The sequence below is a fragment of the Massilia phyllosphaerae genome (assembly GCF_034659755.1).
GTDB lineage: Bacteria > Pseudomonadota > Gammaproteobacteria > Burkholderiales > Burkholderiaceae_D > Telluria > Telluria phyllosphaerae.
The window spans coordinates 410099-434353 of sequence record NZ_JAXSQX010000006.1 but is presented as its reverse complement, the minus strand read 5'-3'; the positions used below and the strand labels follow the sequence as shown (position 1 = coordinate 434353).

Genomic DNA, 24255 nt, shown 5'->3' with positions numbered 1-24255 from the left:
CTGCCGGCAAAATGAGCTTTTATCGACCCGAATGGCAAGACTGGCTTGCAGGTCAGAGCCACGCTGCACAGTGTCGTCCGCTTCGGCAGCATCATGCCGGTCGGCCGCTAAGGCAAGCACCGAGGGAAGCCGGTTCCGGCTAGAGCGAAACCGGTGTGCTCATTACACCTTGATTAAAAGTGGAAGTTCGCCGTCAGGCTCGCCCACCGCGGCGCCCCCGGCGTGTACCGGTATCCGCTCTTGTTGATCGCCGCCACATAGCGCTTGTCCCCCAGGTTGTACACGTTCAGCTGCAGATCCAGCCAGCGCGCCACCTTGTACGCGGCCACCGCATCCACCACCCAGTAATCGTCGGTATAGGCCGGCGTGCCCACCGCCCCATCGGTGCCGCGCAGCAGGCGGCCCGCGTAGCGCACGCCGCCGCCGATGCGCAGGCCGAACGGGAAGGTGTAGTTGGTCCAGCTGGTGAAGGCCGTCTTCGGCGTGTAGGTCAGTGCATTCTCGCCGCCGGCCGTGATCACCCTGCCCTGCTCGACCTTCGTGTCCATCCAGCTATAGCCGGCGCTGAGCGACCAGTCGCGCGTGATCTGGCCGACCGCGCTCAGTTCCACGCCCTGCACGCGCTTGCGGCCGGTCTGGTAATACGTGGTCGGGTTCACCGGATCCTGCTCGACCTCGTTCTTGACGACGGTGCGGAACAGTGCCGCGTTCAGGCCCAGCTTGCGGTGCAGCAGGTCCCATTTGGTGCCGACTTCGGTGGTGGTGCTCACCTGCGGGTCGTAGATCGGGTTGGCCGCGCTGTTGGCGTTGCCGGTCAGCGTCAGGTTCGAGCCCGGCGGCTGCTTGGAATTGGCCCAGAGCGCGTACACGCTGCTGAAGTCGGTCGGCTTGTACAGCACCGAGACCTTGCCGCTGGTGACGCTGTCGCTCAGTTCGAGGTGGGTCGCGGCTGTCGTGGCCCCGGTGGCCGGCAGCGCATCGTAATTGACGTCGAAATGGTCGACACGCAGCGAGGCGCCGAACAGCCACTTGTCGCCCAGCCTGATCGTGTCCAGCAGATAAGCGGACTCGGTCGTCACCTCGCCCTGGTTGCGGGCGCCGCTGCGCACCAGCTTCAGGTTGGCCGGCGCCAGGTTCGGGTCCGGGTTGTAGAGATTGGCCGGCGGCAGCATGCCGAGGTTGCCGAGGGCGGGATTGGTGGCATTGTTGACGTAGCTGTAGTTGACCTGCTTCTCGTTGCTCAGGTCAAGGCCGCTGACCAGCGTATGGCGCAGCCGGCCGGTATCGAATTCGGTGGTCACCACGGTCTGGTTGGCCAGCACCGTGTTTTCCTGGTCCTTGATGGTGCGGTTGCCGCGCAACAGCAGCCAGGTCGACGGGTCGTCGGCGCGCACGCCCGGATAGCGGACCGTGGCCGGCGCGATTGGCGCTTCCCGGGTGATGACGTTGGCGCCGCTGCTCATGAAGGCGCTCAGCAGGTAGAACTGCTTCGTCTTGCCGTAGCGGGTGGTGTTGCGCACCCGCATGCGCGGACTGAATTCGTGCTCGAGGATGGCGGTGAACATGTCGGCCTTGACGCGGTCGAAGTCGCTCTTGTTCCCATAGAAGTTTTGCGGATCCACCGGCGCAGGATTGTCCAGTTCGTGCCGGATCGGTGGAGGGTTGACCGCCGTCCGGCTCGGGATGGTCGGATTGGTGTAGCCCGGCAGGCCGACCGTCGGCACGCCGCCGTCCGGCAGGTTGTCCTGCTTGACGTGCAGGTAGTCGAGGTAGAGCTGGGTCGGGCTGTTCAAGCCGAAGGCGAGCGAAGGCGCCACGCCCCAGCGCTTGGCCTTGACGGTATCGCGGGCCGGGTTGCCGTTGTCCTGGTCGAGCGCGTTCAGGCGGAAGGCGATGCCGCGCCGATGGTCGAGCACCGTGTTCAGGTCGGCCGTGGCGCGCAGGCGGTCGGCGCTGCCGGCGTTCACGCTGGCGTTGCCGAAGCGGCGCAGCAGCGGCTGCTTGGTGCTCAGGTTGACCGAGCCGGTCGGCGCGCCACGCCCGGTGTCGGTGCCGGCCGGCCCTTTGAGCACGTCGATCTGCTCGATGTTGAAGATGTCGCGCGAGATCGAGCCGATGTCGCGCACGCCGTCCACGAAGATGCTGCCCGAGCTGTCGAAGCCGCGCATGTAGATGGCGTCGCCGGTGTTGGTGCTGCCATTTTCTCCGAGGAAGAAGGTGCCAACGCCCGGCGTGTTCTGCAGCGCTTCGGTCAGCGTGGTGGCGCCCTGCTGCTGGAACAGCTCTTTCTTGATGACGACCACGGTCTGCGGCGTGTCGACCAGCGCCTCGGTGTACTTGGGCGAGGCGGCGCGGTCGGCCTTCAGTTCGTTTTCGCGCTCGCCGACGATGTGCACCTTCTGGTGGCGATCGCCGTCGGCTGCGGCGGCAGCCGCCGTGCCGGCATCGTCCGCGTGGGCGGCGAGGGGCAACAGCATGGCGAATGCGGTACCGGCAACGGCATGTTTGCGGTGGGTGATATAACTGGAAGTTTTCATGTGGTCTGGGTGATGTCGTTTTGGAATAGTTATTCGAACGCCACGCACTCTAGCAAGGATTTCCCATAATGTAAACGCGAATCATTATCATTTGCGTTAAGCATCAAGGCCGTGACGCGAATTCAGACAGGCGACGACAAATGCAGCCGGGCGCGCAGCCGCTACGGCCTGACAGCCTCGAAAACACCCGTTTAGGCATGCAAAGCAGATTTTTATTGCGTTAATGAACGCTTATACCGCCGTGCGCGTCGCCAAAATGTTACATTTGCGAAGATTCCTTGCTACACGGAGCATGCATGCTTTCCAACCTGAGCCTCAAGAGCAAACTGAGCATCGGCTTCGGTGCCATCGTCGCCGTCCTTCTGCTGCTGTTGGGCTTTGCCTATAACAATTTTTCCCGCTTGCAGGAAGCACGCGACTGGGACCGCCATACGCTCGAGGTCTTGCTGGAAACCGACAAGATCGCGACCTCGATGCTGCAGGTCCAGGCCTCGGTCCGCGGCTACCTGCTGACCGGGAACGATGGCTTGCTGGAGACGGTCGAGACCGAACACGGGCGTGCACGCCAGCACCTGCAGCGCACAATCGACCTGACGCGCGACAACAGCGCCCAGCAGGGACGCCTGCAGCAGCTCATGCCGATCCTGGACAACTGGATGACGAACGCCGTGCACCCGCAGATCGCCACCCGGCGGCGTGCCGGCGCAGCCGGACTGACCGCGGTGGCGGGCCAGGTCGAAAGCACGGTGGTGGCGGGCAGCACAGCGATGACCTCGGTACGGCGCCTGCTGGAACAGGTCGAAGCCGAGGAAAACCGCCTGCTGGCCCAGCGCCAGCAGCAAACCGCTGCGCTCAAGCTGGGCATGGACCGCCTGCTCGGTTTCGGCGGCCTGGCCTGCGTGCTGCTGGCGATCGTGATCGGCACCCTGCTGGTGCGCGCGGTATCGAGCCCGCTGGCCAGCCTGAGCACCGCCGCGCGCCAGCTCGGCGCCGGCGTGCAGGGTTCGCGCGCCGAGGTGATGTCGAAGGATGAGCTGGGCCAGGTGGCGCTCGAATTCAACCGCATGGCGCAGGCGATCGAGGATAGCCAGGCCAAGGAACTGGCGGCCAGCAAGGAACTGCGCGCCAAGGTCGACACGCTGCTGGACGTGGTGTCGCGCGCCGCGCGCGGCGACCTCACCGCCGACGTCACGATCCGCGGCGACGACGCCATCGGCCGCCTCGGCGAAGGCCTCGCCACGATGCTGGGCAACCTGCGCAGCCTGATCAACAACGTGCAGCGCGCCGGCATCCAGGTCACCACCTCGGCCACCCAGATTGCCGCCTCCGCGCGCCAGCAGGAAGCGACCGGCGTCGAGCAGGCCCAGACCAGCGTCGAAGTGCTGTCGACCACGCGCGAGATCTCGGCCAACACGGCGCAACTGTTGCGCACGATGGAAGAAGCGACCGAGGTCGCCGACTACACCACCAATGCCACCGTCGACGCCCAGGACAACCTGAAGCGCATGGACCAGACCATGCAGCAGATGGTCGCGGCCACCGATTCGATCGGCGCCAAGCTGGCGGCCCTGTCGGAAAAGGCCAGCAACATCAACGGCGTGCTGACCACCATCACCAAGGTGGCGGACCAGACCAACATCCTGTCGCTGAACGCCGCGATCGAAGCCGAAAAGGCCGGCGAGGCGGGCCGCGGCTTTGCCGTCGTGGCCAGCGAGATCCGGCGCCTGGCCGACCAGACCTCGGTCTCGACCTGGGACATCGAGCAGATGCTGAAGGAGATGCAGTCGGCGGTCTCGGCCAGCGTCATGGGCATGGACAAGTTCGCCGAGGAGATCCGCCGCAGCGTGGGCGAGGCGCGCCGCGTGGCCGAACAGCTGTCCGGCATGACCGACCAGGTGCGCAAGCTGGCGCCGCGCTTCGACCTGGTGCTGCAGGGAATGCAGTCGCAGGCGGTGGGCGCGTCGCAGATCACGGAAACCATGACGCAGCTGTCCGACGCCAGCCAGCAGACCGTCGATTCGCTCAAGGCGACCAGCGAAGCCGTGCACCAGCTCCAGTACGCCGCCGGCGACCTGCAGCAGTCGGTGGCCAGCTTCGCGGTCAACCTGTAAGCGCCGCAGCGACGCACTGGTCTACTCATGAACGTGCTGGTCTTCCACATCGGTCCCGAACGCTATGCGCTGCCGCTGGCCGCCGTACTGCGGGTGCTGCCGGCCGCGCGCCTGAAGGCGCTGCCCGGTGCACCGGACTACGTGGCCGGCCTGCTCGACCTGCATGGCGAGCCGGTGCCGGTGATCGACCTGTCGCGCCTGGGCGGCAGCCCGGCCGAGACAGTGCGCTACGATACCCGCATCCTGCTGGTCGACCTGCCGGCCGCCGGCGCCACCCGGCGCCTGGGGCTGCAAGCCGAGCGCGTGACCGGCGTGGAAGCCCTGCTCGAGGCACCGCTCGACCCCGGCGTGCTGGCGGCGCCCTGGCTTGGCGCCGTGGCCCGCGGCGCCGCCGGCGGCATGCTGCAACTGATCGAGCCGGCGCGGCTGCTGGCGCCGGAAGTGGCGGCGCTGCTGTTCGGCAGCGAGGGAGCGGCCGCATGAACCGCCTGCGCGACACGCTGCACGCCAGCACCGGCCTGATGCCGACCGACGCCGACCTGGAGCGGGCGCTGCGCGATGCCGCCGGCGGCCCGCGCGCCCTGCCGGCGCCCGAGGAGTACGCCCCGCTGCCCGGCACGCCCGAGTTCGAGGCGCTGGTCGACCAGCTGGTGGTGCCGGAATCCTGGATCCTGCGCGATCCGGCCGTGTTCACCGAAGCCCTGCACTTCGTTCAGCAGCGCCTGGCGGCCCGGCCGCAGCGCTCCGTGCGCATCCTGTCGGTGCCGTGTGCCGGCGGCGAAGAACCGTATTCGATGGCGCTGGTGCTGGCGCAAGCCGGTATTCCCGCCAGCCGCTGCCGCATCGACGCGATCGACCTGTCGCAGGCCGCGATCGCACGGGCGCGCAGCGGACGCTTCACCCGCAATGCCTTCCGCGGCGCCGACCTGGCCTTCCGCGAGCGCTGGTTCACGCGCCAGGGCGACGACTACCTGGTCGACGACGCGCTGCGCGCCTATGTCGGCTTCAGCCAGGGCAACCTGCTGGCGATGGCCGAACGCGCCGGCTTGCCGGCGGCCGGCGTCCCGGCGGCCGGCGTCCCGGCGGCCGGCGTCCCGGCGGCCGGCGTCCTGCCCCCCTACGACCTGGTGTTCTGCCGCAACCTGCTGATTTATTTCGACGCGCCCACGCGCACCCGCGCGGCCCAGGCCATTGCCAATGTGCTGGCCGACGATGGCCTGCTGCTGTCCGGCCACGCCGAAGCGCCCTCGTTCTGCGCCAACGGCTTCGTGCCGGCGCATACGGGTTTCGTCCTGCGCAAGCGGATCGGTCCGGCCCAGCCGGCGGCCGCCATGGCGGCGCTGGCTGACCTGCCGCCGCTGCGCCGCCGCGCGCGTGCCGCACCGCTGCCCATCCCGCCGCATCGCCCGGCGGCCGCCACGTCGGCGCCACCGGCGCCCCCCGCGCGGCCGTCTCCGCCGGCGCCCGACGAGCTGCTGGCCCAGGCGCGCAGCCTCGCCGACGCCGGCCGCCTGCAGCAAGCCGAAGCCGCCTGCCGCGCCCTGCTCGACATCGCGCCCGACAGCGCCGACGCCTGGTTCCTGCTGGGGACCGTGCAGGCCAGCGCCGCGCGCCCGCACGCGGCCGACACCAGCTGGCGCCGCTGCGTCTACCTCGCGCCCGACCATTACGAAGCCCTGTGCAGCCTGGCGCTGCTGCACGAAGGTTTGGGCGATGCAGCCACCGGCGCCGGCTTCCGCCAGCGCGCCGCGCGCATCTATGCACGCCGCGGGGGGACACTCGCATGACCGCCTTGAAGCCCGGGATCGCTGCCCGCAACAGCCTGTCGCGTCCGGTCGATGCGGACTATGGCGAGGAGTGGGCGCGCGAACTGGCGCGTCCGGCCAGCGGCAGCGGCAGCACCGATGCCGCGGCGATGGTGTTCAGGATCGGCGCCGAATGGCTGGCGGTGCCGCTGGCGCTGGCAGCCTCGGTGGCGCCGATCGCGCCGGTGCACCGACTGCCGCACCGCGGCGGCGGCGGGCCGCTGCTCGGCATCGTCGCCGCCGGCGGCAGGCTGTTGCCGGCGGTGTCGCTGGCGCGCCTGCTCGAGATCGACGCCGGCGCCGCCGTCCCGGCCGGACGCCACGCCTTTGCACGCCTGCTGGTACTGGCCGAATCCGACCCGCAACGCGGCACCGGGCGCAGCGCAGGCGCGTTTGCACTGCCGGTGGACGAGGTGCAGGGCGTGGTGCGCTACGCCGGCGCCGCCCTGCTGCCGCCGGCGGCCACGGTCGGGCGCGCGCCGCCGCCGCTGGTGAGCGGCGTGCTGCCGGGTGCCGTGCGCGCTGCAGCGGGCAACGGCTTAGCGGACAGCGGCGCCGCCGGCCTGCTCGACGCCCGTCTGCTGTTGACGGCGCTGAAGGGATTGCTGCGATGAGCCTGGACCACATGGGCGGTGACCTGAGCAGCTTCTCGATGCTCGACCTGTTCCGCATGGAAGCCGGCGAGCAGGCGCGCGTGCTGACCGACGGCCTGCTGCAGCTCGAGCGCGGCGCGGCCGATCCGGTGCTGCTGGAAGCGATGATGCGCGCCGCCCACTCGATCAAGGGCGCCGCCGCCATCGTCGACCGCCAGGCGGTGGTCGGCCTGGCGCACGCGATGGAAGACGTGTTCGTGGCCGCCCAGCAGGGCCGGACGACGGTCGACGCCGGCGCCGCCGACACCCTGCTCGACAGCGTCGACCTGATGCAGCGCCTGGCCGGCGCCGACGAGGACACCGGCACCGATGCGGCGGTGCAGGCGCGCATCGATGCGCTGGCGGCGCTGCTAGCGCGGCCAGCCGCATCGCCGGCCGCTGCTGCGCCCAAGGCCGCGGTAGCCAGTCCTGCAGCGCTGCAGCAACCGGAAGCACCGGCAGCGCTGGCCTCACCACTAGCCGCGGGCGCGCCCGCACAGGCGGACAAGGCGCCCGCGAATGCAGAATCCGTGCCCGTCCCTGCCTCTGCACTCGCGGCCGCCAGCGACGAACTGCTGACGCTGGCCAGCCAGGCGCGCGTGCATGCCGGCCAGCTGCGCCCGTGGCTGGACGCCATGCAGCGCTACAAGCGCCAGCAGAGGAGCGTGCTGGGGGCGCTGGACCAGTTGCACGAGGCGATCGTGGCCGCCAACGACCCGCGCCTGCTGGAACTGGCGCTGGCGTTGCGCGATCGCATGCAGCCGCTGCCCGGGTTCCTGCTGCGCTCGATCCGCGACGCCGAGAACTACGAGCGCCAGGCCTCCAACGTGTCGGCGCGCCTGGCCGACGAAGTGCTGGCGCTGCGCATGTGCCGCTTCGGCGACGGCGTGCACGGCTTGCCGCGCATGGTGCGCGACCTCGGGCGCAGCCTGGGCAAGGATGCGCAGCTGGTCATCGAAGGCAGCGCCACGCTGGTCGAGCGCGCCGTGCTGGCGCGCATGGAAGCGCCGCTGAACCAGTTATTGCGGAATGCCATCGACCATGGCCTGGAAACGCCGGCCGAGCGCCTCGCCGCCGGCAAGCCGGCCACCGGTACCATCGTCCTGAGCGCGCGCCACCGCGGCGGCATGCTGGTGATGGAAGTGCGCGACGACGGCCGCGGCGTCGATCCGGAACGCATCCGCCAGGCCGCCGCGCGGCGCACGGCCACGCCGGCCATTGCGGCCGAACTCAGTCTCGGCGAGCTGATGGAATTCCTGTTCCTGCCCGGCTTTTCGCTGAAGGAGACGCCCAACGCCATCTCCGGGCGCGGGGTCGGCATGGATGTGGTGCACGAAGCGGTGCAGCGCCAGAACGGCACCGTGCGCGCCGAGTCGACGCCCGGCGCGGGTTTTCGCACCCTGATCACGCTGCCGCTGACCCAGTCGGTGATGCGCGCGCTGGTGGTGGAGGTGGCCGGCGAGGCGTATGCGATGCCGATCACGCGCGTTGAACACGTGCTGCGCCTGCAGCGCAGCGAGGCGCGCACCCTGTCCGGCCGCGAGTACGTCGACCTGGACGGCGTCCACCTCGGCCTGGTGGCGGCCAGCCAGGTGCTGGAGCTGGACGATGCGGCGGGCACGCGCGACGACACCCTGTCGGTGGTCGTGGTCGGCACCGGGGCGGAACGCTACGGCCTGGTGGTGGACGCCATCGTCGGCGAGCAGAGCCTGACCGTGCAGCCGCTCGAACCGGTGTTCGGCAAGCTGCGCGACATCGCCGCCGGCGCCCTGCTGGAAGACGGCGCCCCGGTGCTGATCATCGACGTGCCCGACCTGCTGGTCTCGATCGGGCGCCTGCTCGACCAGGGCGCCAGCCTGCAGCCGGCGCGCGCCGCCGAAGCGGGGACGGTGCGCCGCGTGCTGGTGGTCGACGATTCGCTGACGGTGCGCGAGATGCAGCGCAAGCTGCTGGCCGGCCACGGCTACCGGGTCGAGGTGGCGCTGGACGGCATCGACGGCTGGAACAACCTGCGCGCCGGCGAGTACGACCTGGTGATCACCGACATCGACATGCCGCGCCTGGACGGCATCGGCCTGCTCGAGCGCATCCGCCACGACCCGCGCCTGCAGCGCATGCCGGTGATGATCGTGTCATACAAGGACCGGCCGGAAGACCGCGCGCGCGGCATGGAAGCCGGCGCCGACTATTACCTGGCCAAGGGCAGCTTCCACGACGCCACCCTGCTGGAAGCGGTGCTCGACCTGATCGGTCCGGCCTACCATCGGGGGACATCATGAGGATCGGCATCGCCAACGACAGCCCGACCGCGGCCGAGGCGCTGCGCCGGGTGGTCAGCTCGAGCAGCGCGCACCGGGTGGCCTGGATCGCCCGCAACGGCCTGGACGCGGTGCGCCTGTGCGCCGACCTGCCGCCCGACCTGGTGCTGATGGACCTGAACATGCCGGAACTCGACGGCATCGAGGCCACCCGCCAGATCATGCAGCGCGCGCCGTGCGCGATCCTGGTGGTGACGGCGGCGCCGCAGGACAACGTCAACGCGGTGTTCCGCGCGCTCGGCGCCGGCGCCCTCGACGTCACCGCGACGCCGGTGCTGCTCGGGCAGCCCGGCGGCGAAGCGGCGCTGCTGGCCAAGATCCGTACCATCGGCAAACTGATTGGGGGCGGCCGGACCATCATCGGTGCAGCCGCCGAGGGTCCGGCTTCGGTCCTGGCCGGCGGCGACGCCGTCAAGCACCTGGTCGCGATCGGCGCCTCGACCGGCGGCCCGATGGCGCTGGCCAGGCTGCTGTCGCGCTGGCAGCCGCCGGCGGATACCGCGGTGGTGGTGGTCCAGCATATCGACGCCGCCTTTGCCGACCAGATGGCGAAATGGCTGGGCGACCAGGTCCCCGTGCCGGTGCGCGCCATCGCCGGCGGCGAGGCGCCCGAACCCGGCGTGGTCCAGCTGGCGCGCACCAACGACCATTTGTACATCACGCCGGGCGGCCGCTTCTGCTACGATAGCCATCCGCGCGACGAGATCTACCGCCCTTCGATCGACGTGTTCTTCGGCTCAGTCGCACTGCACTGGGAGCGCGCCGCCACCGGCATCCTGCTTACCGGCATGGGCCGCGACGGCGCCAACGGCCTGCTGGCATTGCGCCGGTCGGGCAAAACCACCATCGCCCAGGACGAAGCCAGCAGTGCCGTGTACGGCATGCCCAAGGCTGCCGCCGAACTGGGTGCCGCCGAAAAGATTTTAGCGCTCGACAGCATCGGCCAGATGTTGTTGGGTAGAATGTCAGGTTTCGCGTGAATCAACGCTCCGTTTCCAGCCCAGAACCACACATGTCCGCAGCCAGCCCGCACCCCGACGAACCAACGAGCGCCGAGTACAAGGTGCGTGTCCTGCTGGTCGACGACCAGCTCATCATCGTCGAAGCCGTCCGCCGCATGCTCGCCAGCCATCCGGACATCGAATACCACTACGTCACCGACCCGCATGCGGCGCTGGCCGGCGCCCAGGCGCTGCGCCCGACCGTGATCCTGCAGGACCTGGTGATGCCCGGCGTCGACGGCTTCGACCTGATCCAGGAATACCGCGCCGACCCCGCGCTGCGCGAAGTGCCGGTGATCGTCCTCACCACCAAGGACGAACCCAAGCTCAAGGCCCACGGCTTCGCGGTCGGCGCCAACGACTACCTGGTCAAGCTGCCCGACCAGCTGGAACTGGTGGCGCGCATCCGCCACCATTCCAGCGGCTACATCAAGGGCTTGAAGTGCGAGGCCTGCCAGGCCAAGCTGGCCGGTGTCCAGGCCGAGCTGGCGCAGGTAAAGGCGGAGCTGGCGGCGCTGCGCGGGGCTTGAGCCGGCCCTGCGCTACCACGTCGCTTCCGCGCTCACCCGTCGTTCCGGCGCTAACCCGTCGTTCCCGCGCAGGCGGGGACGACGGGTGGATGTCAGACGGTAACCGGCTCCGGTTCCAGCTCGAGCCCAAAGCGCGCCCGCACATCCTGCTGGATCGCCCGCGCCAGCGCCATCACTTCCGCGCCGCTCGCGCCGCCGTTATTCACCAGCACCAGCGCCTGCTTCGGGTAGACCCCGGCGCGGCCCAGGCTCTTCCCTTTCCAGCCGCACTGGTCGATCAGCCAGCCGGCCGCCAGCTTCTCGCTGCCGTCCGCCTGGCGATGGTGCACCAGGTTCGGCCAGGCTTGCAGCAGCTGCGCGCACTCTGCGCCCGACACCACCGGATTCTTGAAGAAGCTGCCGGCATTGCCGATCTCTGCCGGGTCGGGCAGCTTGCGGCGCCGGATCGCGATCACGGCATTACCGACCTGGCGCGGGGTCGGGTCGGCGATGCCTTCCAGCGCCTGGGCCAGCTCGGCGTAGCGCAGGTTCGGCGCCCAGGCGCGCGGTAGCGCGAAGGTCACGTCCAGTACCACCAGGTCGCGGCCCTCGGCGTGCTTGAACACACTGTCGCGGTAGCCGAAGCGGCAGTCCGCCGCCGTCATCGTGCGCGTCTTGCCGGTCGCGAAATCGAACACGGTCAGCGCGTGGAACACATCCTTGATCTCGGCCCCGTAGGCGCCGATGTTCTGGATCGGCGAGGCGCCCACCGTGCCCGGGATCAGCGCCAGGTTTTCCAGGCCGCCCAGGCCCTGCGCCAGCGTCCATTCGACCAGGCCGTGCCAGTTCTCGCCGGCCTGGGCACGCACCAGCGTCACCTCGTCGTCCTGGCCGACAATGGCCTTGCCGAGCAGGCCCATGTGCAATACCAGGGCCTCGACGTCGCGCGTCAGGAGCAGGTTGCTGCCGCCGCCCAGCACCAGGCGCGGCAGTGCGGCCAGCGCCGGGTTGGCGGCGAGTTGCGTCAACTGCCCGGGGTCGGTGATGCGCAGGTAACGGCGCGCACGCGCGTCGATGCGGAAGGTATTGAAGGCTTGCAGGGAAACGTCGGTGGACAGGGACAGGTCGGACATGGCGGGCATCGAGTAATTTGTGCCGATTATATAGCGGCACAGCCCGATGGAAGCCGCATGCCATGTCCGTTACAATACCGCCATTCTTCCCCAAGCATAAGAAAAGGAAAACACAATGCCATCATTTGACGTGGTCTGCGAAGCAGACATGGTCGAGGTCAAGAACGCCGTCGATCAATCCAGCAAGGAAATCGAAACCCGCTTCGACTTCAAGGGCACCTCGGCCAAGGTCGAGCAGAAGGACAAGGAAATCACCCTGTACGGCGACTCCGACTTCCAGATCAGCCAGGTCAAGGACGTCCTGTTGAACAAGATGACCAAGCGTAAGGTCGATGTCCGTTTCCTGGACGAAGGCAAGATCGAGAAGATCGGCGGCGACAAGGTCAAGCAGGTGATGAAGGTGCGCAACGGCATCGAGACCGAGGACGGCAAGAAGATCACCAAGCTGATCAAGGAAAGCAAGATGAAAGTGCAGGCCTCGATCCAGGGCGACACCGTGCGCGTCACCGGCAAGGACCGCGATATCCTGCAGGAAGCGATCGCCCTGCTGCGCAAGGACGTCAAGGATTTGCCGCTGGCTTTCAATAACTTCCGGGATTAATCCGACCGTCGCCCCTGCGAAGGCAGGGGTCCAAGTTGTACGCGTCTCTACAGCGCATGCAAACTTAGATCCCTGCCTTCGCAGGGACGACGTAGTGGCATGCTTGCACGCCGGATCGCACGACCGTTCGGTAAATGGTGCTCGGCCCCCTCCTCTCCTTGCGGTAAAATGGAGAGTGCGCAAATACGTCATATAGCGACGTTGCTCTGCGATAAACAGTGATTGGTAGTCTAAGGATAGCAATGAAACGAGTTGATGATTTCCGCCTGCGTCTGGGCAACAAGGAATATGTGCCCATCATGATCGGCGGCATGGGCGTGGACATCTCGACGTCCGAGCTGGCGCTGGAAGCGGCGCGCCTCGGCGGTATCGGACACATTTCCGATGCGATGGTGCAGGATGTTTCGGACCGCAAGTTCGACACCAGCTTCGTCAAGGAAAAAACCAAGCTCTACAAGTTCAACATCAACAATTCCGACAAATCGGTGGTCCAGTTCGACCTCGAGCGCCTGGCCGAGGCGACCCGCCTGCACGTCGGCGCCACCATGGCCGCGAAAAAAGGCGATGGCCTGATCTTCGTGAACTGCATGGAAAAGCTGACCATGAACGCGCCGAAGGAAACCCTGCGCACCCGCCTGTCGGCGGCGCTGGACGCGGGTATCGACGGCATCACCATGTCGGCCGGCCTGCACCTCGGTTCGTTCGAGCTGATCAAGGATCACCCGCGCTTCCGCGACGCCAAGCTGGGCATCATCGTTTCCTCGGTGCGCGCGCTGCAGCTGTTCCTGCGCAAGGTGTCGCGCCTGAACCGCAATCCCGACTACATCATCGTCGAAGGCCCGCTGGCCGGCGGCCACCTCGGCTTCGGCATCGAGGACTGGAAGGAATACGACCTGCACACCATCATGGACGAGATCCACGCGTACATGAAGGCGGAAAACCTGGACATCCCACTGATCGCGGCCGGCGGCATCTTCACCGGTTCCGATGCTGTCAGCTTCCTGGAAAAAGGCGCCGGCGGCGTGCAGGTGGCGACCCGCTTCACCATGACCCACGAATGCGGCCTGCCGGACAGCGTCAAGCAGGAATACATCCGCGCCACCGAGGACGACATCATCGTCAACGGCGTGTCGCCGACCGGTTACCCGATGCGCATGCTGAAGCAGACCCCGGCAATCGGCTCCGGCATCCGTCCGGGCTGCGAATCCTACGGCTACCTGCTGGATGCGACCGGCAATTGCGCCTACATCAATTCGTACAACCGCGAAGTGCAGGCCAACCCGGACCAGAAGAACGTGCAGGTGTTCGACAAGACCTGCCTGTGCACCCACATGCGCAACTTCAACTGCTGGACCTGCGGTTCGACCACCTACCGCCTGAAGGACACGACCCACAAGCTGGGCGACGGCAATTACCAGATCCTGTCGGCCGAGCACGTGTTCAAGGATTACCAGTTCAGCGTGGACAACCAGATCGCCCTGCCGCCGCGGCAGGAAGCGGCGGCCTGAACCAGGTAAAGCGATAATGCAACGGCGCGGATCTCCGTGCCGTTTTCATTTCAATCTTCCCATTCCTGATAGAACGAATTGCCCGCGCCACTGTCCAACGGCCGTTGACCTTGTGTCGGGAGACGCCCCATGTCCGAGTTCGAGGCCCCGATACGGGCCGTTTTCCTGGTCGATGCACGGGGCACCGTCGCCGGCTGGAATGCCGGCTGTACCCAACTGTTCGGGTTGACGCCCGCCGCTGTCCTTGGCCAGCCGGCCACCCTGCTGCTCGCCGGCGGCCAGGCCGAGTGGGAAGATGCCCTGCATGGCGCCCCGGATGACGAACGCGAGCTCGCCGTCGACCTGCACGCCGCCCACGGACGCATCCTGCCGGCCAGCCTGGCGCTGGTGCCGCAATTCGATGCCGGCGGCGGCCTGGTCGAGCACACGGTCGCGGTCCTTGCACAGCAGTTCGCAATGGACGATGCGACCGAATCGGAGCGCGTGGCGCGCGCGCCGCTATCCTCGGTGGTCGACCTGTTTCCCGGCACCTTTTATGCCATCAACCGCGATGGCCGCTTCGTGCTGTGGAACCACAACATGGAGCGCATGCTGGAACTCATGCCCGACGAGCTGGCCGCCACGCGTGCGGTCGACCTGGTCGACCTGCCGCAGCGGCCCCAGTTCATCGACGGCATGCGGCGCGTGTTCGAGCACGGCGAGGAGCTCCAGCTCGAAGTCGAGTACGTCTCCAAGAGCGGCAAGGAAACCCCTTTCCTGCTGCGCGGCAGCCGCATCCGCTGCGACGGCGAGGATTACCTGTTCGGCCTCGGCATCGACATCACCGAGCGGCGCGCGCGCGAAACCCACCTGCGCCTGCGCGAGCGCGCCCTGCACGCGGCCAGCAACGGCATCGTCATCACCCGCAGCAGCGGCGAGCCGGGGGCCGACAACCTGATCGAATACGTCAACCCGGCCTTCGAGCGCATCACCGGCTACCCGGCCGACGAGGTCATCGGCCTCGACTCGCGCTTCATGGCGGCGCCCGGCATGGACGACAACGAGCGCGCCATGCTGCGCGACGCCATTGCCCGGCGCACCAGCGTCAACGTGGTACTGCGCAACCTGCGCAAGAACGGCGAGCTGTTCTGGAACGACCTGAACATCACGCCGGTGCAGGACGAGCATGGGGCGGTCAGCCATTTCATCGGCGTCATCAACGACGTGACCGCGCTCAAGCAGCGCACCGCCCGCCTCGAACACGAAGTCAACCACGACGCGCTGACCGGCCTGGCCAACCGCAACCTGATGTGGGACCGGCTGGAGCAGGCACTGCACCTGGCCGGGCGCCAGAAATCGCTGGTGGCCACCGTGCTGATCGATCTCAATGACTTCAAGGCGATCAACGACACCTTCGGCCACGAAGCCGGCGACGTGGTGCTGAAGGTGGTCGCGCGCCGCCTGCAGTCGTCGGTACGCGACAGCGACACGGTGGCGCGCATGTCCGGCGACGAATTCGTGCTGGTGCTGACCAACCAGCCGTCGCTGCGCTTCACGCTGCGCATGGTCGAGCGCCTGCGCCGCAGTTTCGCGATCCCGGTCGCCTTCGGCGGCCACGAAATCCCGGTCGGCGCCAGCGTCGGCGTGTCGCTGTATCCGCACGACGGCAATACCGCAGCCGAACTGGTGCGCGCCGCCGACGTCGCCATGTACCACGGCAAGGGCAATGGCCACAACGACGTGAATTTCTTCTCCAGCAACATGAAGGCCAGCACCGAGGCCAAGCGCAAGATCGAGAGCGAACTGCACGACGCCATCGAGCGCGACGAACTGTTCCTGCTGTACCAGCCGCGCGTGGCCACCCATTCCGGCCGCATGACGGGCTTCGAGGCGCTGCTGCGCTGGCGCCATCCCGAGCACGGTGTGCTGCCGCCCGGACATTTCCTGACCGAGGCCGAGGAAAGCGGCGCCATCGTCGAGATCGGCCGGCGCGTGCTCGACCAGGCCTGCGCCTTTGCCGGCCAGCTCGCCGCCATCGGCTTCGGCAACGTGCCGGTGACGGTCAACGTGTCCTACCGCGAATACAGCCAGCCAGGCTTCGTGGCCGGCCTGGCCGAGCGCATGGCACGCTACCGGCTGGCGCCGGGCAGCCTGCAGCTGGATCTGCGCATCGAGGGCCTGATCCGCAATCCGACGCTCGGACGCGAACTGGCCGAGCAGTTGCGCGAACTGGGCATTGGTTTGTCGGTGGATGGCTTCGGCGCCGGGCTGTGCGACCTCGGCTACCTGGAACAGCTGGCGGCGACCCAGGTCAAGCTGGCGCGCGACACTGCGCACTCGGCGCTGGACGGCGGCGGCGCGATCGTCAAGAGCCTGGTCGACATCGGGCACAACCTCAACATGCAGGTGGTCGGCGAAGCGGTGGAAACGCGGCCGCAGATGGAATTCCTGACCGCGCTCGGCTGCGACCAGCTGCAGGGGATCTGGTTCAGCGAACCGCTGCCGCCCGAGGCGGCGCAGCGGCTGCTGCAGGAACGCCAGCTGGCCTAGCGCCGGATGGGATCAGGAGCGCTTGAGCTGGCCGATGACGCTCGCGACCTTGGTGGTGATCACGTCGACCGCCGGGCCGTTGGCGCCGTGCGGCAGGATCACGTCGGCGTGGCGCTTGGTCGGCTCGATGAACTGCTTGTGCATCGGGCGCACCGTGTTCATGTACTGGTTGACGATGCTCTCCATCGTGCGGCCGCGCTCGGCCACATCGCGCTGCAGGCGGCGGATGAAGCGGACGTCGGGCGCGGTGTCGACGAAAATCTTGAGCGACATCATCTTGCGCAAGTCGGCATCGTACAGGGCGAACAGGCCCTCGATCACGATCACCGGGGCCGGCTTGACCGGGATGGTCTTGCCCGAGCGGTTGCTGATCGTGAAGTCGTACTCCGGCATCTCGATGGCTTCGCCATTGCGCAAGGCATGGACGTGCTGTACCAGCAGCGGCCAGTCGAAGGCCTGCGGGTGGTCGTAGTTCTGCTTGCGGCGTTCGTCAAGGCTGAGGTCGGTCTGGTCGCGGTAGTAGTCGTCCTGCATCACGACCGACACCATCTCGGTACCGAAGGACGCCAGCACCTGCTGGGTCACCGTCGACTTGCCGCTGCCGCTGCCGCCGGCGACCCCGATCACAAAGGGAACAAAGGAATGTTGATTCATCCCCGCATGATACCGGAGCGGCGGCGGAACGGACAGGGCCGGCGTTGCTTCCGTTGTCAGCCTTCGCTGGTGATGCGCTTGACGAGCGCCCCCAGCACATCCTCGGCCATGTCGTTCGATACCTGGCAGGTGCCGGCATTTTCGTGGCCGCCGCCACCATATTCCAGCATCAGCATGCCGATGTTGGTCTTCGAACTGCGGTTCAGGATCGATTTGCCGGTGGCGAACACGGTGTTCTGGTTCTTCAGGCCCCACAGCACGTGGATCGAGATGTTGGTTTCCGGGAACAGCGCATAGATCAGGAAGCGGTTGCCGGCATAGATCACCTGTTCCTCGCGCAGGTCGAGCACGACCAGGTTGGCATGCACCTTGGCGCAGCGCCGGATCTGCTGCTTGCACAGTTCGTTGTGCTGTTCATACAGCGTCACCCGCTCGCGCACGTCCGGCAATGCCATGATCTGCTCGATGCCGTGGTTGCGGCAGTAATCGATCAGGTCCATCATCAGCTGGTAGTTCGAGATGCGGAATTCGTGGAAGCGGCCGAGGCCGGTGCGCGCATCCATCAGGAAGTTCAGCAGGTTCCAGCCCTTGGGGTCGAGCACCTCTTCCTGGGTAAACCGGGCGGCGTCGCCCTTGTCGACTGCCGCCATCATGTCGCGCCAGGCAGCCGGGAAGGCGCGCGTGCCGCCGTAGTGGTCGTACACCACGCGCGCCGCCGACGGCGCCTTGGGGTCGATCACGTGGTTGTCGCGGCGGCCGCTGTTGCGGACGGTTTCCGACAGGTGATGGTCGAAGGCCAGGTGCGCGCCCGCCACGTACGGCAGGTTGGTGGTGATGTCGCGCGCACTGATCGCGATCTTCCCGTCCTGCATGTCCTTCGGATGGACGAACAGGATGTCGTCGATCAGGTCCAGGTGCTTGAGCAGGACGGCGCAGACCAGGCCGTCGAAATCGCTGCGGGTTACGAGGCGGTAGCGTTGCGGAACGGCAGACATCGGCACACCCTTTCATCGAAGTGGAGACCAAATCATCATACCGTGCAATATTTCCAAATGACAGTTTTTGGTGAAGGATTGCAGTCCAGGCGCCGGATACTGCGGGCTGTCGCAAAGCACTGGCACTGGGACGCCCGGCAAATTACAGTTGTAACATCCCAACAGCAAGCGTGGATGCGGCCGGCATTTCGCCGCCGGATGCCGGCAGGCAGTACACTCGCCGGCACCCGTCCATTAGCGCTCTATCAAGAATAATAGTTCCATGCCAACATCGCGTCCAAACCAGCAGGCCTTGTCGACCGCCCTGTCATCGCTGTACCGTGCCTTCGACGCGGTGGCGACCTGGGTGACGCAGCTGTCATGGTGGAAGTTCCTGCTGTTTGCCGCGCTGCTGCTGACGGCCGGCACCATCGTGCAACAGGAATTGTTTTCCGGCGGCGAGGAAGACATCGTGCGCACCGAGCGCAGCGCGCGCCGCGACGAACCCACCATCACCATCGACGACAGCGGCATCCACCTGAATCCGCGCGGCCGCGCGCGCAGCGGCGCCACCGTCAACATCGATCCGGAAGCCGAAGGCGCCAAGGCCGAGGCTGCCGCAGCCGCGGCGGCGGCCGAGGCCGAAAAGGCCGCCGGCAAGGCCGGCAAGGCGGCGGCGGATGCTGCGGCGGCCGGCGCCCAGGCCGAAGCTGCCGGCAAGGCTGCGCAGGCGGTACCGGTGCCGCCCGTACCGCCCGCGCCGCCGGGTACGCCGTCGCGCGTCGCCAAGAGCGGGCGCGGCGACGACGAAGTCCACATCGACCTGCCGCCGCAGATCAGCGACGAGCTGTCGGACGCGATCGAGGCCGCGGTCGACGACGCCGCCGAAGCCAAGGCGCGCAGCTACCACAAGCAGGCCTCGACCTGGTTCACCAGCTTCGTCTGGCTGCTGGTGCTGGCCCTGTTCGGCACCAAGGCGCTGGTCGGCGGCAAGAAGCGCGCCGAGGCCGAGATGCAGACCGCCACCGCGGCGGCCGAGCGCGAGTCGATGCAGCGCCAGCTGTCCGAAGCCAAGATGCAGACCATGCAGGCGCAGGTCGAGCCGCACTTCCTGTTCAATACCCTGGCCTCGGTCGAGCACCTGATCGAGACCGACCCGCCGCGCGCCTCGGCCATGCAGCGCACCCTGATCCAGTACCTGCGCGCGGTGCTGCCGCAGATGCGCGACAACACCCTGGTCACCAATCTCGGGCGCGAAGTCGACATGGTCAACGCCTACCTCGACCTGCTGAAAATGCGCATGGAAGAGCGCCTGACCGTCAACGTCCAGGTGCCGAGCGGACTGCGCAGCGCGGCCTTCCCACCGATGATGCTGCAGTCGATGGTCGAAAATGCAATCAAGCACGGGCTCGAATGCAAGCCCGAGGGCGGCCACCTGGACGTGACCGCCGAGGTGTTCGACAGCCGCCTGCGCGTGACCGTGGCCGACGACGGCGTCGGCTTCGGCGTCGTGCCGAGCAAGGGCACCGGCCTTGGCCTGTCGAACATCCGCGACCGCCTGGCACTGTTGCACGGCAAGGCCGGCCACCTGCACATCGCCGCCAACAGTCCGAGCGGCGTGATCGCGACGATCGAAGTGCCCTACCAGCTGGCGCCGAAATAGGCGCAGCGAAATCAGCATCCAGCCTATTGCCCCAGGCGACGTTTCGTTGAATAATCGACATTCCCTCACCCAGCCCATGACGGGCCACTGCGACCATGCCTACTGCGATCATTGCCGATGACGAAAGACTGATGCGCGACCTGCTGCGCACCCGCCTGTCCCAGGCGTGGCCGGAACTGCAGATCGTCGGCGAAGCGAAAAACGGCGACGAAGCCGTGCAGCTCGTCGGCGAACTGCGGCCCGACCTGACCTTCCTCGACATCCGCATGCCGGGCAAGACCGGGATGGATGCGGCGCGCGAGATCGGCGACGCCAGCCAGGTCGTGTTCGTGACCGCCTACGACGAGTACGCGGTGGAAGCCTTCGAGCGCGGCGCCGTCGACTACGTGCTGAAACCGCCGGAGCCGGAGCGCCTGCGGATCACGGTCGAGCGCCTGAAGGAGCGGCTCAAGGAACGCAGCGGCACGGCCGAAGGCGCGGCGCCGGGTGCGGGTGCGCCTGCGGCCGTGAACATGAGCGACACCGTCAGCGCCATGCTGACCCAGCTCGCGGAAAAGATCGCCGCGCCCAAGCCGAAATACCTGCAATGGATCCAGGCCAGCATCGGCCAGGACCTGCGCATGATCCCGGTCGAGGACATCCTGTTTTTCCGTTCAGACGAGAAATATACCTGCGTCCAGACCGACAAGCTGGAAGCCCTGATCCGCAAGCCGGTGCGCGACCTGGCCGAGGAACTCGACCCCTCGCTGTTCTGGCAGATCCACCGCGCCACGCTGGTCAACGTCAACGCCATCGAAGGCGTCACGCGCGACATCCGCGGCCGCCACCTGGTGCTGATTAAGGGCCGTCCGGATAAATTAGAAGTCAGCCGCAGCTTCCTGCACCTGTTCAAGCAGATGTAAATCATACTGTCGAGCCTCAAGCCGGCCATGGCCGGCGGCGCGTAAGGTAGATGCCGGACCCGCAAGCGGGTCGTTTTTTCGAGGGCCTACCATGAACCCGTCGCGCCGCCTGCGTTTCCCTGGCTGGCCCACAGCCTCGCAGTTGGGAAGTTTCCTGATCGGGCTGGCTGCCGGCCGTGCGCTGGGCCGCCGCGTTTACAAGAGAGCAGACACCGTGCCCGCCAGCCGCCAGATCGTGCATCACGCCAGCGAAGCCATCATCTCGGCCGACCTCGGCAATCTCATCATCACCGCCAACCCGGCCGCCGCCAGCCTGTTCGGCACCAGCGTCGAGCAGATGCTGGGCAGTCCGCTGGAGCGCTACATCGAGGCGCGGCGCGGGTCGCAAGCGGGCTCGCACGACGGTCCCGGCGAATTCTTCGGTGCCGGCGACGGCCGCGCCGGGCGCCGCGCCACCGACTACACCGTCACCGGCCTGCGCGCCGACGGCCACCGCTTCCCGCTCGAAGGGTCGATCTCGCGCGCCAGCAACGGCACGCCCTACTACACCGTGATCATGCGCGACGTCTCGGACCGCCAGCGGGTGCAGGAAAAGCTGTCGCGTTCGCACGACCAGCTGCGCCAGCTGTCGGCCGCGCTGCAGACCATCCGCGAAGAAGAGCGCACCCACATCGCGCGCGAGCTGCACGACGACCTCGGCCAGATCCTGGCCTCGCTGCGCATGGACCTGAACCTGCTGCAGCAGACCGCAGGCACGCCCACCGACAGCCTGCGCCTGATGCACGGCATGGAATCCAACCTGCTGACCGCGATCACTTCGCTGCGCCGCATCGCCAGCAACCTGCGTCCGCGCGCGCTGGACGAAGGCGGCCTGTATTTCGCCCTGCAGGGCTTGCGCGACGATTTCGTCGAGCGCTACGGCATTCCCTGCACCCTGCTCGCCGACGAAGCCGAACTGCGCCTGGACGACGCGGCCAGCACCGCCATCTTCCGCATCGTGCAGGAAGCGCTGACCAACATCGCGCGCCATGCCGAAGCCACCAGCGTGACCATGAACCTGTTCCGCCTGAACGGCGACCTGCTGGTGACGATCCGCGACGACGGCGTCGGCATCCGTCCCGAAGACATGGAAAAGGCGGCCTCGCTGGGCCTGATCGGCATGCGCGAGCGGGTCTGGGGCATGCGCGGGGAAATCTCGATCAGTGCCGAAACACCGTCCGGCACACGCGTCGACATCGTGCTGCCGGTGGCCGGACACCTGGTATGAACAGCGGGGTCGGCCAGCAAGTGTGGATAATAAACAACATTTCGCTTTGTCATCAAACGGACATACGTCTTCGATAAGATGCCAGTCATTCAAGAGAGTAGTTTATAAAAAGCAACTCCTCACTCGACCGACTTTACCCTTATTGGAGAAACCCGAATGCAAGTCAAACGCCTGGCCATCGCCCTGATCGCCGCCACCCCGCTGTTCGCTGCCGCCCAGTCCAACGTCCAGCTGTACGGTATCCTCGACGCCGCCGTGTCGTCGCAGGACCTCGGTGGTCCGGAAGGCCGTCAGACCGTGGTCAACTCGGGCAACCAGTCGAGCAGCCGCTTCGGTTTCCGTGGCAGCGAAGACCTGGGCAATGGCCTGAAAGCGATCTTCAACCTGGAAGCCGGTACCGCGATCGACACCGGCGCCGGTGACTCGGCGCTGTTCGGCCGCCGCGCCGTGGTCGGCCTGGAAGGCGCCTTCGGTGCCGTGACCCTGGGCCGCGAATACTCGCCGATTGCTTCGATCGCCGCCGCCTCCGATGCTTTCGGCCAGGGCTTCTACGGCTCGAACCTGGCAGCCTTCGGCGCCAACTTCCCGAACACCGCCGCCGCCGCGGCCCCGGCCGGCAGCACCAACCGCCTGACCCGCCGCCTGGGCAACTCGATCAACTACAAGAGCGCATCGTTCGCCGGCCTCAGGGTGCTGGCCGCCTTCGCCGCCGGCGAAACCACGCCGACCACCACCACCAACGTCAACACCTCCCTGGAAAAGGGCAACCTGTGGGGCGGCGGCGTGGAATACACGCTGGGCGGCCTGTACCTGGGCGCCGCTTACCACCAGATCAAGCGCGTGGCGGCTGACGAAGACAAGGAAATGGCAGTCGGCGGCAGCTACCGCTTCGACCAGCTGGGCGGCTTCGAAATCAAGGCCAACTGGATGAAGGCCGAGCGCCCGGCCGTGGCCGACTACAAGCAGGCCAACATCGGCGGCTCGATCCCGTTCGGCGCCCACCGCTTCTACGTCAACTACCAGCAGCAGAAGCAAGCCAACGCCGAAGGCAAGACCTGGGCACTGGCCTACACCTACTCGCTGTCGAAGCGCACCAACCTGTACGCCAGCTATGCCAGCCTGGACAACAACAGCACCGGCCAGTTCGGCATCACCTCGTCGTCGGTCACCCTGACCCCGACCGCCGTGAACCGCGATCCGGACGTGTTCTCGCTGGGCCTGCGTCACTCGTTCTGAACGAACGTTTGATCTGAACGTAAAAACGGCGGCCGGTATGATCAGGCCGCCGTTTTTTATGGCGTCAACGCTATATTTCCGTAGGGTGGACGGCTCGCCGTCCACGCGTTCACATCACGCAGGCATAAACGCGGCGGTCTTTTACACGCCGGTTGAACGCGTGGACGGGGGAACCCGTCCACCCTACCTCAATTCACCCGACGCCGTTTATTTGAGGCGGCAGGTCAGCAGCCAGTAATACTCCATGCGCACGATCTTGATCTCGCGCACCGCATCGGCCAGGCGCTTGCGCAGCGTGCTGTCGGTCGGGTAGCTCTTGGGCAGCTCGACCCGCTCGCCGTCCGGCGTGGTCACCAGCTGGAAAGTATTCCCCTGCGCGTCGGTGCGCGCGATGGTCGTGCTGCTGCCCTCGACGTAGGCATCGTCCAGCACGATCAGCAAGACGTCCTTGCCCACGCGCGCGCGCAGCTGCTTGAGGAAGGCTTCCTGTTCTTCGCGCAGCAGGTGCGACCACCAGAAGCCGATGAAGACCGCGCTGAAGTCGCCCAGGTCGGCCGGCAGGTTCAGGCCATCGGCTTCGCGGAAGCTCACCTTGTCGGCCGGCAGGCCGCGCCGCGTGGCCAGTGCCAGCATCTCGGCGCTGGTGTCGGTGGCGACGATGCGCTCGGCGCTGGCGGCCATGACTTCGGTCCAGTAGCCGGTGCCGCAAGCCAGTTCCAGGATGGTATGGCCGCGCGCCAGATGGGCCACCATCTCGCGCAGCTGGCCGAGGTCATTGGCGCGCTCGTGGCGCCCGCTGGCGGCGGCATCGTAGCCGGCGGCGGTTTTCGCGTAAAAGGCTGCAACTTGGTTCTTGTGTTCCATCATTCTTCTCT

The 24255-nt window shown here is 67.1% G+C and carries 19 protein-coding genes; 14 read left to right on the top strand and 5 right to left on the bottom strand.

The genetic code is table 11. The annotated features are described in order from the left end of the window. Nucleotides 1-173: 173 nt before the first annotated feature. Complete coding sequence (locus U1H99_RS23175) at nt 174-2537, bottom strand: catecholate siderophore receptor Fiu (protein WP_323144063.1); 2364 nt, start codon at nt 2535-2537, stop codon at nt 174-176. Nucleotides 2538-2833: 296 nt separating this feature from the next. Between U1H99_RS23175 and U1H99_RS23170 the strand changes: the two genes are divergently transcribed. Genes U1H99_RS23170 through U1H99_RS23140 form a run of 7 tightly spaced genes read left to right on the top strand, consistent with a single transcriptional unit; the run spans nt 2834 to nt 10934 of the window. Continuing rightward, nucleotides 2834-4648 (top strand): methyl-accepting chemotaxis protein, encoded by a 1815-nt coding sequence (locus U1H99_RS23170; protein ID WP_323144062.1) that lies wholly within the window; start codon nt 2834-2836, stop codon nt 4646-4648. Nucleotides 4649-4675: 27 nt separating this feature from the next. Further along, complete coding sequence (locus tag U1H99_RS23165; protein ID WP_323144061.1) at nt 4676-5131, top strand: chemotaxis protein CheW; 456 nt, start codon at nt 4676-4678, stop codon at nt 5129-5131. Then, a complete protein-coding gene (locus U1H99_RS23160; protein ID WP_323144060.1) occupies nt 5128-6435 on the top strand; it encodes a CheR family methyltransferase in 1308 nt (435 codons plus the stop codon). The genes U1H99_RS23165 and U1H99_RS23160 overlap by 4 nt, the downstream gene beginning before the upstream one ends. Next, complete coding sequence (locus tag U1H99_RS23155) at nt 6432-7067, top strand: chemotaxis protein CheW (protein WP_323144059.1); 636 nt, start codon at nt 6432-6434, stop codon at nt 7065-7067. The genes U1H99_RS23160 and U1H99_RS23155 overlap by 4 nt, the downstream gene beginning before the upstream one ends. Continuing rightward, nucleotides 7064-9364, top strand: a complete 2301-nt coding sequence (locus U1H99_RS23150) for a hybrid sensor histidine kinase/response regulator (RefSeq protein WP_323144058.1) — start codon at nt 7064-7066, stop codon at nt 9362-9364. Before U1H99_RS23155 ends, U1H99_RS23150 begins: the two co-directional genes overlap by 4 nt. Continuing rightward, a complete protein-coding gene (cheB, locus tag U1H99_RS23145; RefSeq protein ID WP_323144057.1) occupies nt 9361-10383 on the top strand; it encodes a chemotaxis-specific protein-glutamate methyltransferase CheB in 1023 nt (340 codons plus the stop codon). The genes U1H99_RS23150 and cheB overlap by 4 nt, the downstream gene beginning before the upstream one ends. A gap of 32 nt (nt 10384-10415) precedes the next feature. Then, complete coding sequence (locus tag U1H99_RS23140; RefSeq protein ID WP_323144056.1) at nt 10416-10934, top strand: response regulator; 519 nt, start codon at nt 10416-10418, stop codon at nt 10932-10934. Between the two features lie 92 nt (nt 10935-11026). Here the strand turns inward: U1H99_RS23140 and murB are convergent, their stop codons facing one another. Next, the gene (murB, locus tag U1H99_RS23135; protein WP_323144055.1) at nt 11027-12046 is read right to left on the bottom strand and encodes a UDP-N-acetylmuramate dehydrogenase; all 1020 of its coding nucleotides are present in this window, start codon (nt 12044-12046) and stop codon (nt 11027-11029) included. A 115-nt stretch (nt 12047-12161) separates the two neighbouring features. On the opposite strand from murB, the gene U1H99_RS23130 reads away from it, so the two are divergent. The 3 genes from U1H99_RS23130 to U1H99_RS23120 all read left to right on the top strand — a co-directional run bounded on the left by U1H99_RS23130 (nt 12162) and on the right by U1H99_RS23120 (nt 16684). Further along, complete coding sequence (locus tag U1H99_RS23130; RefSeq protein ID WP_323144054.1) at nt 12162-12647, top strand: YajQ family cyclic di-GMP-binding protein; 486 nt, start codon at nt 12162-12164, stop codon at nt 12645-12647. 242 nt (nt 12648-12889) lie between these two features. Continuing rightward, nucleotides 12890-14155, top strand: a complete 1266-nt coding sequence (locus U1H99_RS23125; protein ID WP_323144053.1) for a nitronate monooxygenase — start codon at nt 12890-12892, stop codon at nt 14153-14155. A 129-nt stretch (nt 14156-14284) separates the two neighbouring features. Further along, entirely contained in the window at nt 14285-16684 is a 2400-nt protein-coding gene (locus U1H99_RS23120; protein ID WP_323144052.1) for a sensor domain-containing protein, read from the top strand. Between the two features lie 12 nt (nt 16685-16696). On the opposite strand, the gene udk is transcribed toward U1H99_RS23120, so the two are convergent. Both udk and U1H99_RS23110 read right to left on the bottom strand, forming a co-directional pair. Then, entirely contained in the window at nt 16697-17338 is a 642-nt protein-coding gene (udk, locus tag U1H99_RS23115) for a uridine kinase (RefSeq protein WP_141828700.1), read from the bottom strand. Nucleotides 17339-17394: 56 nt separating this feature from the next. After that, nucleotides 17395-18333: an exopolyphosphatase gene (locus U1H99_RS23110; RefSeq protein WP_323144051.1), complete on the bottom strand. Its 939-nt coding sequence runs from the start codon at nt 18331-18333 to the stop codon at nt 17395-17397. A 262-nt stretch (nt 18334-18595) separates the two neighbouring features. Between U1H99_RS23110 and U1H99_RS23105 the strand changes: the two genes are divergently transcribed. From U1H99_RS23105 to U1H99_RS23090, 4 genes are all read left to right on the top strand, one after another. After that, nucleotides 18596-19975, top strand: a complete 1380-nt coding sequence (locus U1H99_RS23105) for a sensor histidine kinase (protein WP_323144050.1) — start codon at nt 18596-18598, stop codon at nt 19973-19975. A 95-nt stretch (nt 19976-20070) separates the two neighbouring features. Beyond that, nucleotides 20071-20877, top strand: a complete 807-nt coding sequence (locus U1H99_RS23100) for a LytR/AlgR family response regulator transcription factor (RefSeq protein ID WP_323144049.1) — start codon at nt 20071-20073, stop codon at nt 20875-20877. A 91-nt stretch (nt 20878-20968) separates the two neighbouring features. After that, the gene (locus U1H99_RS23095) at nt 20969-22144 is read left to right on the top strand and encodes a PAS domain-containing sensor histidine kinase (protein ID WP_323144048.1); all 1176 of its coding nucleotides are present in this window, start codon (nt 20969-20971) and stop codon (nt 22142-22144) included. A gap of 156 nt (nt 22145-22300) precedes the next feature. Beyond that, nucleotides 22301-23380 carry a porin gene (locus U1H99_RS23090; protein WP_323144047.1) on the top strand — a complete coding sequence of 360 codons (1080 nt, stop codon included), beginning with the start codon at nt 22301-22303 and terminating at the stop codon, nt 23378-23380. A 207-nt stretch (nt 23381-23587) separates the two neighbouring features. Here U1H99_RS23090 and U1H99_RS23085 read toward each other — a convergent pair whose 3' ends face one another. Then, nucleotides 23588-24247 carry a class I SAM-dependent methyltransferase gene (locus U1H99_RS23085; RefSeq protein ID WP_323144046.1) on the bottom strand — a complete coding sequence of 220 codons (660 nt, stop codon included), beginning with the start codon at nt 24245-24247 and terminating at the stop codon, nt 23588-23590. Nucleotides 24248-24255 lie beyond the last annotated feature (8 nt).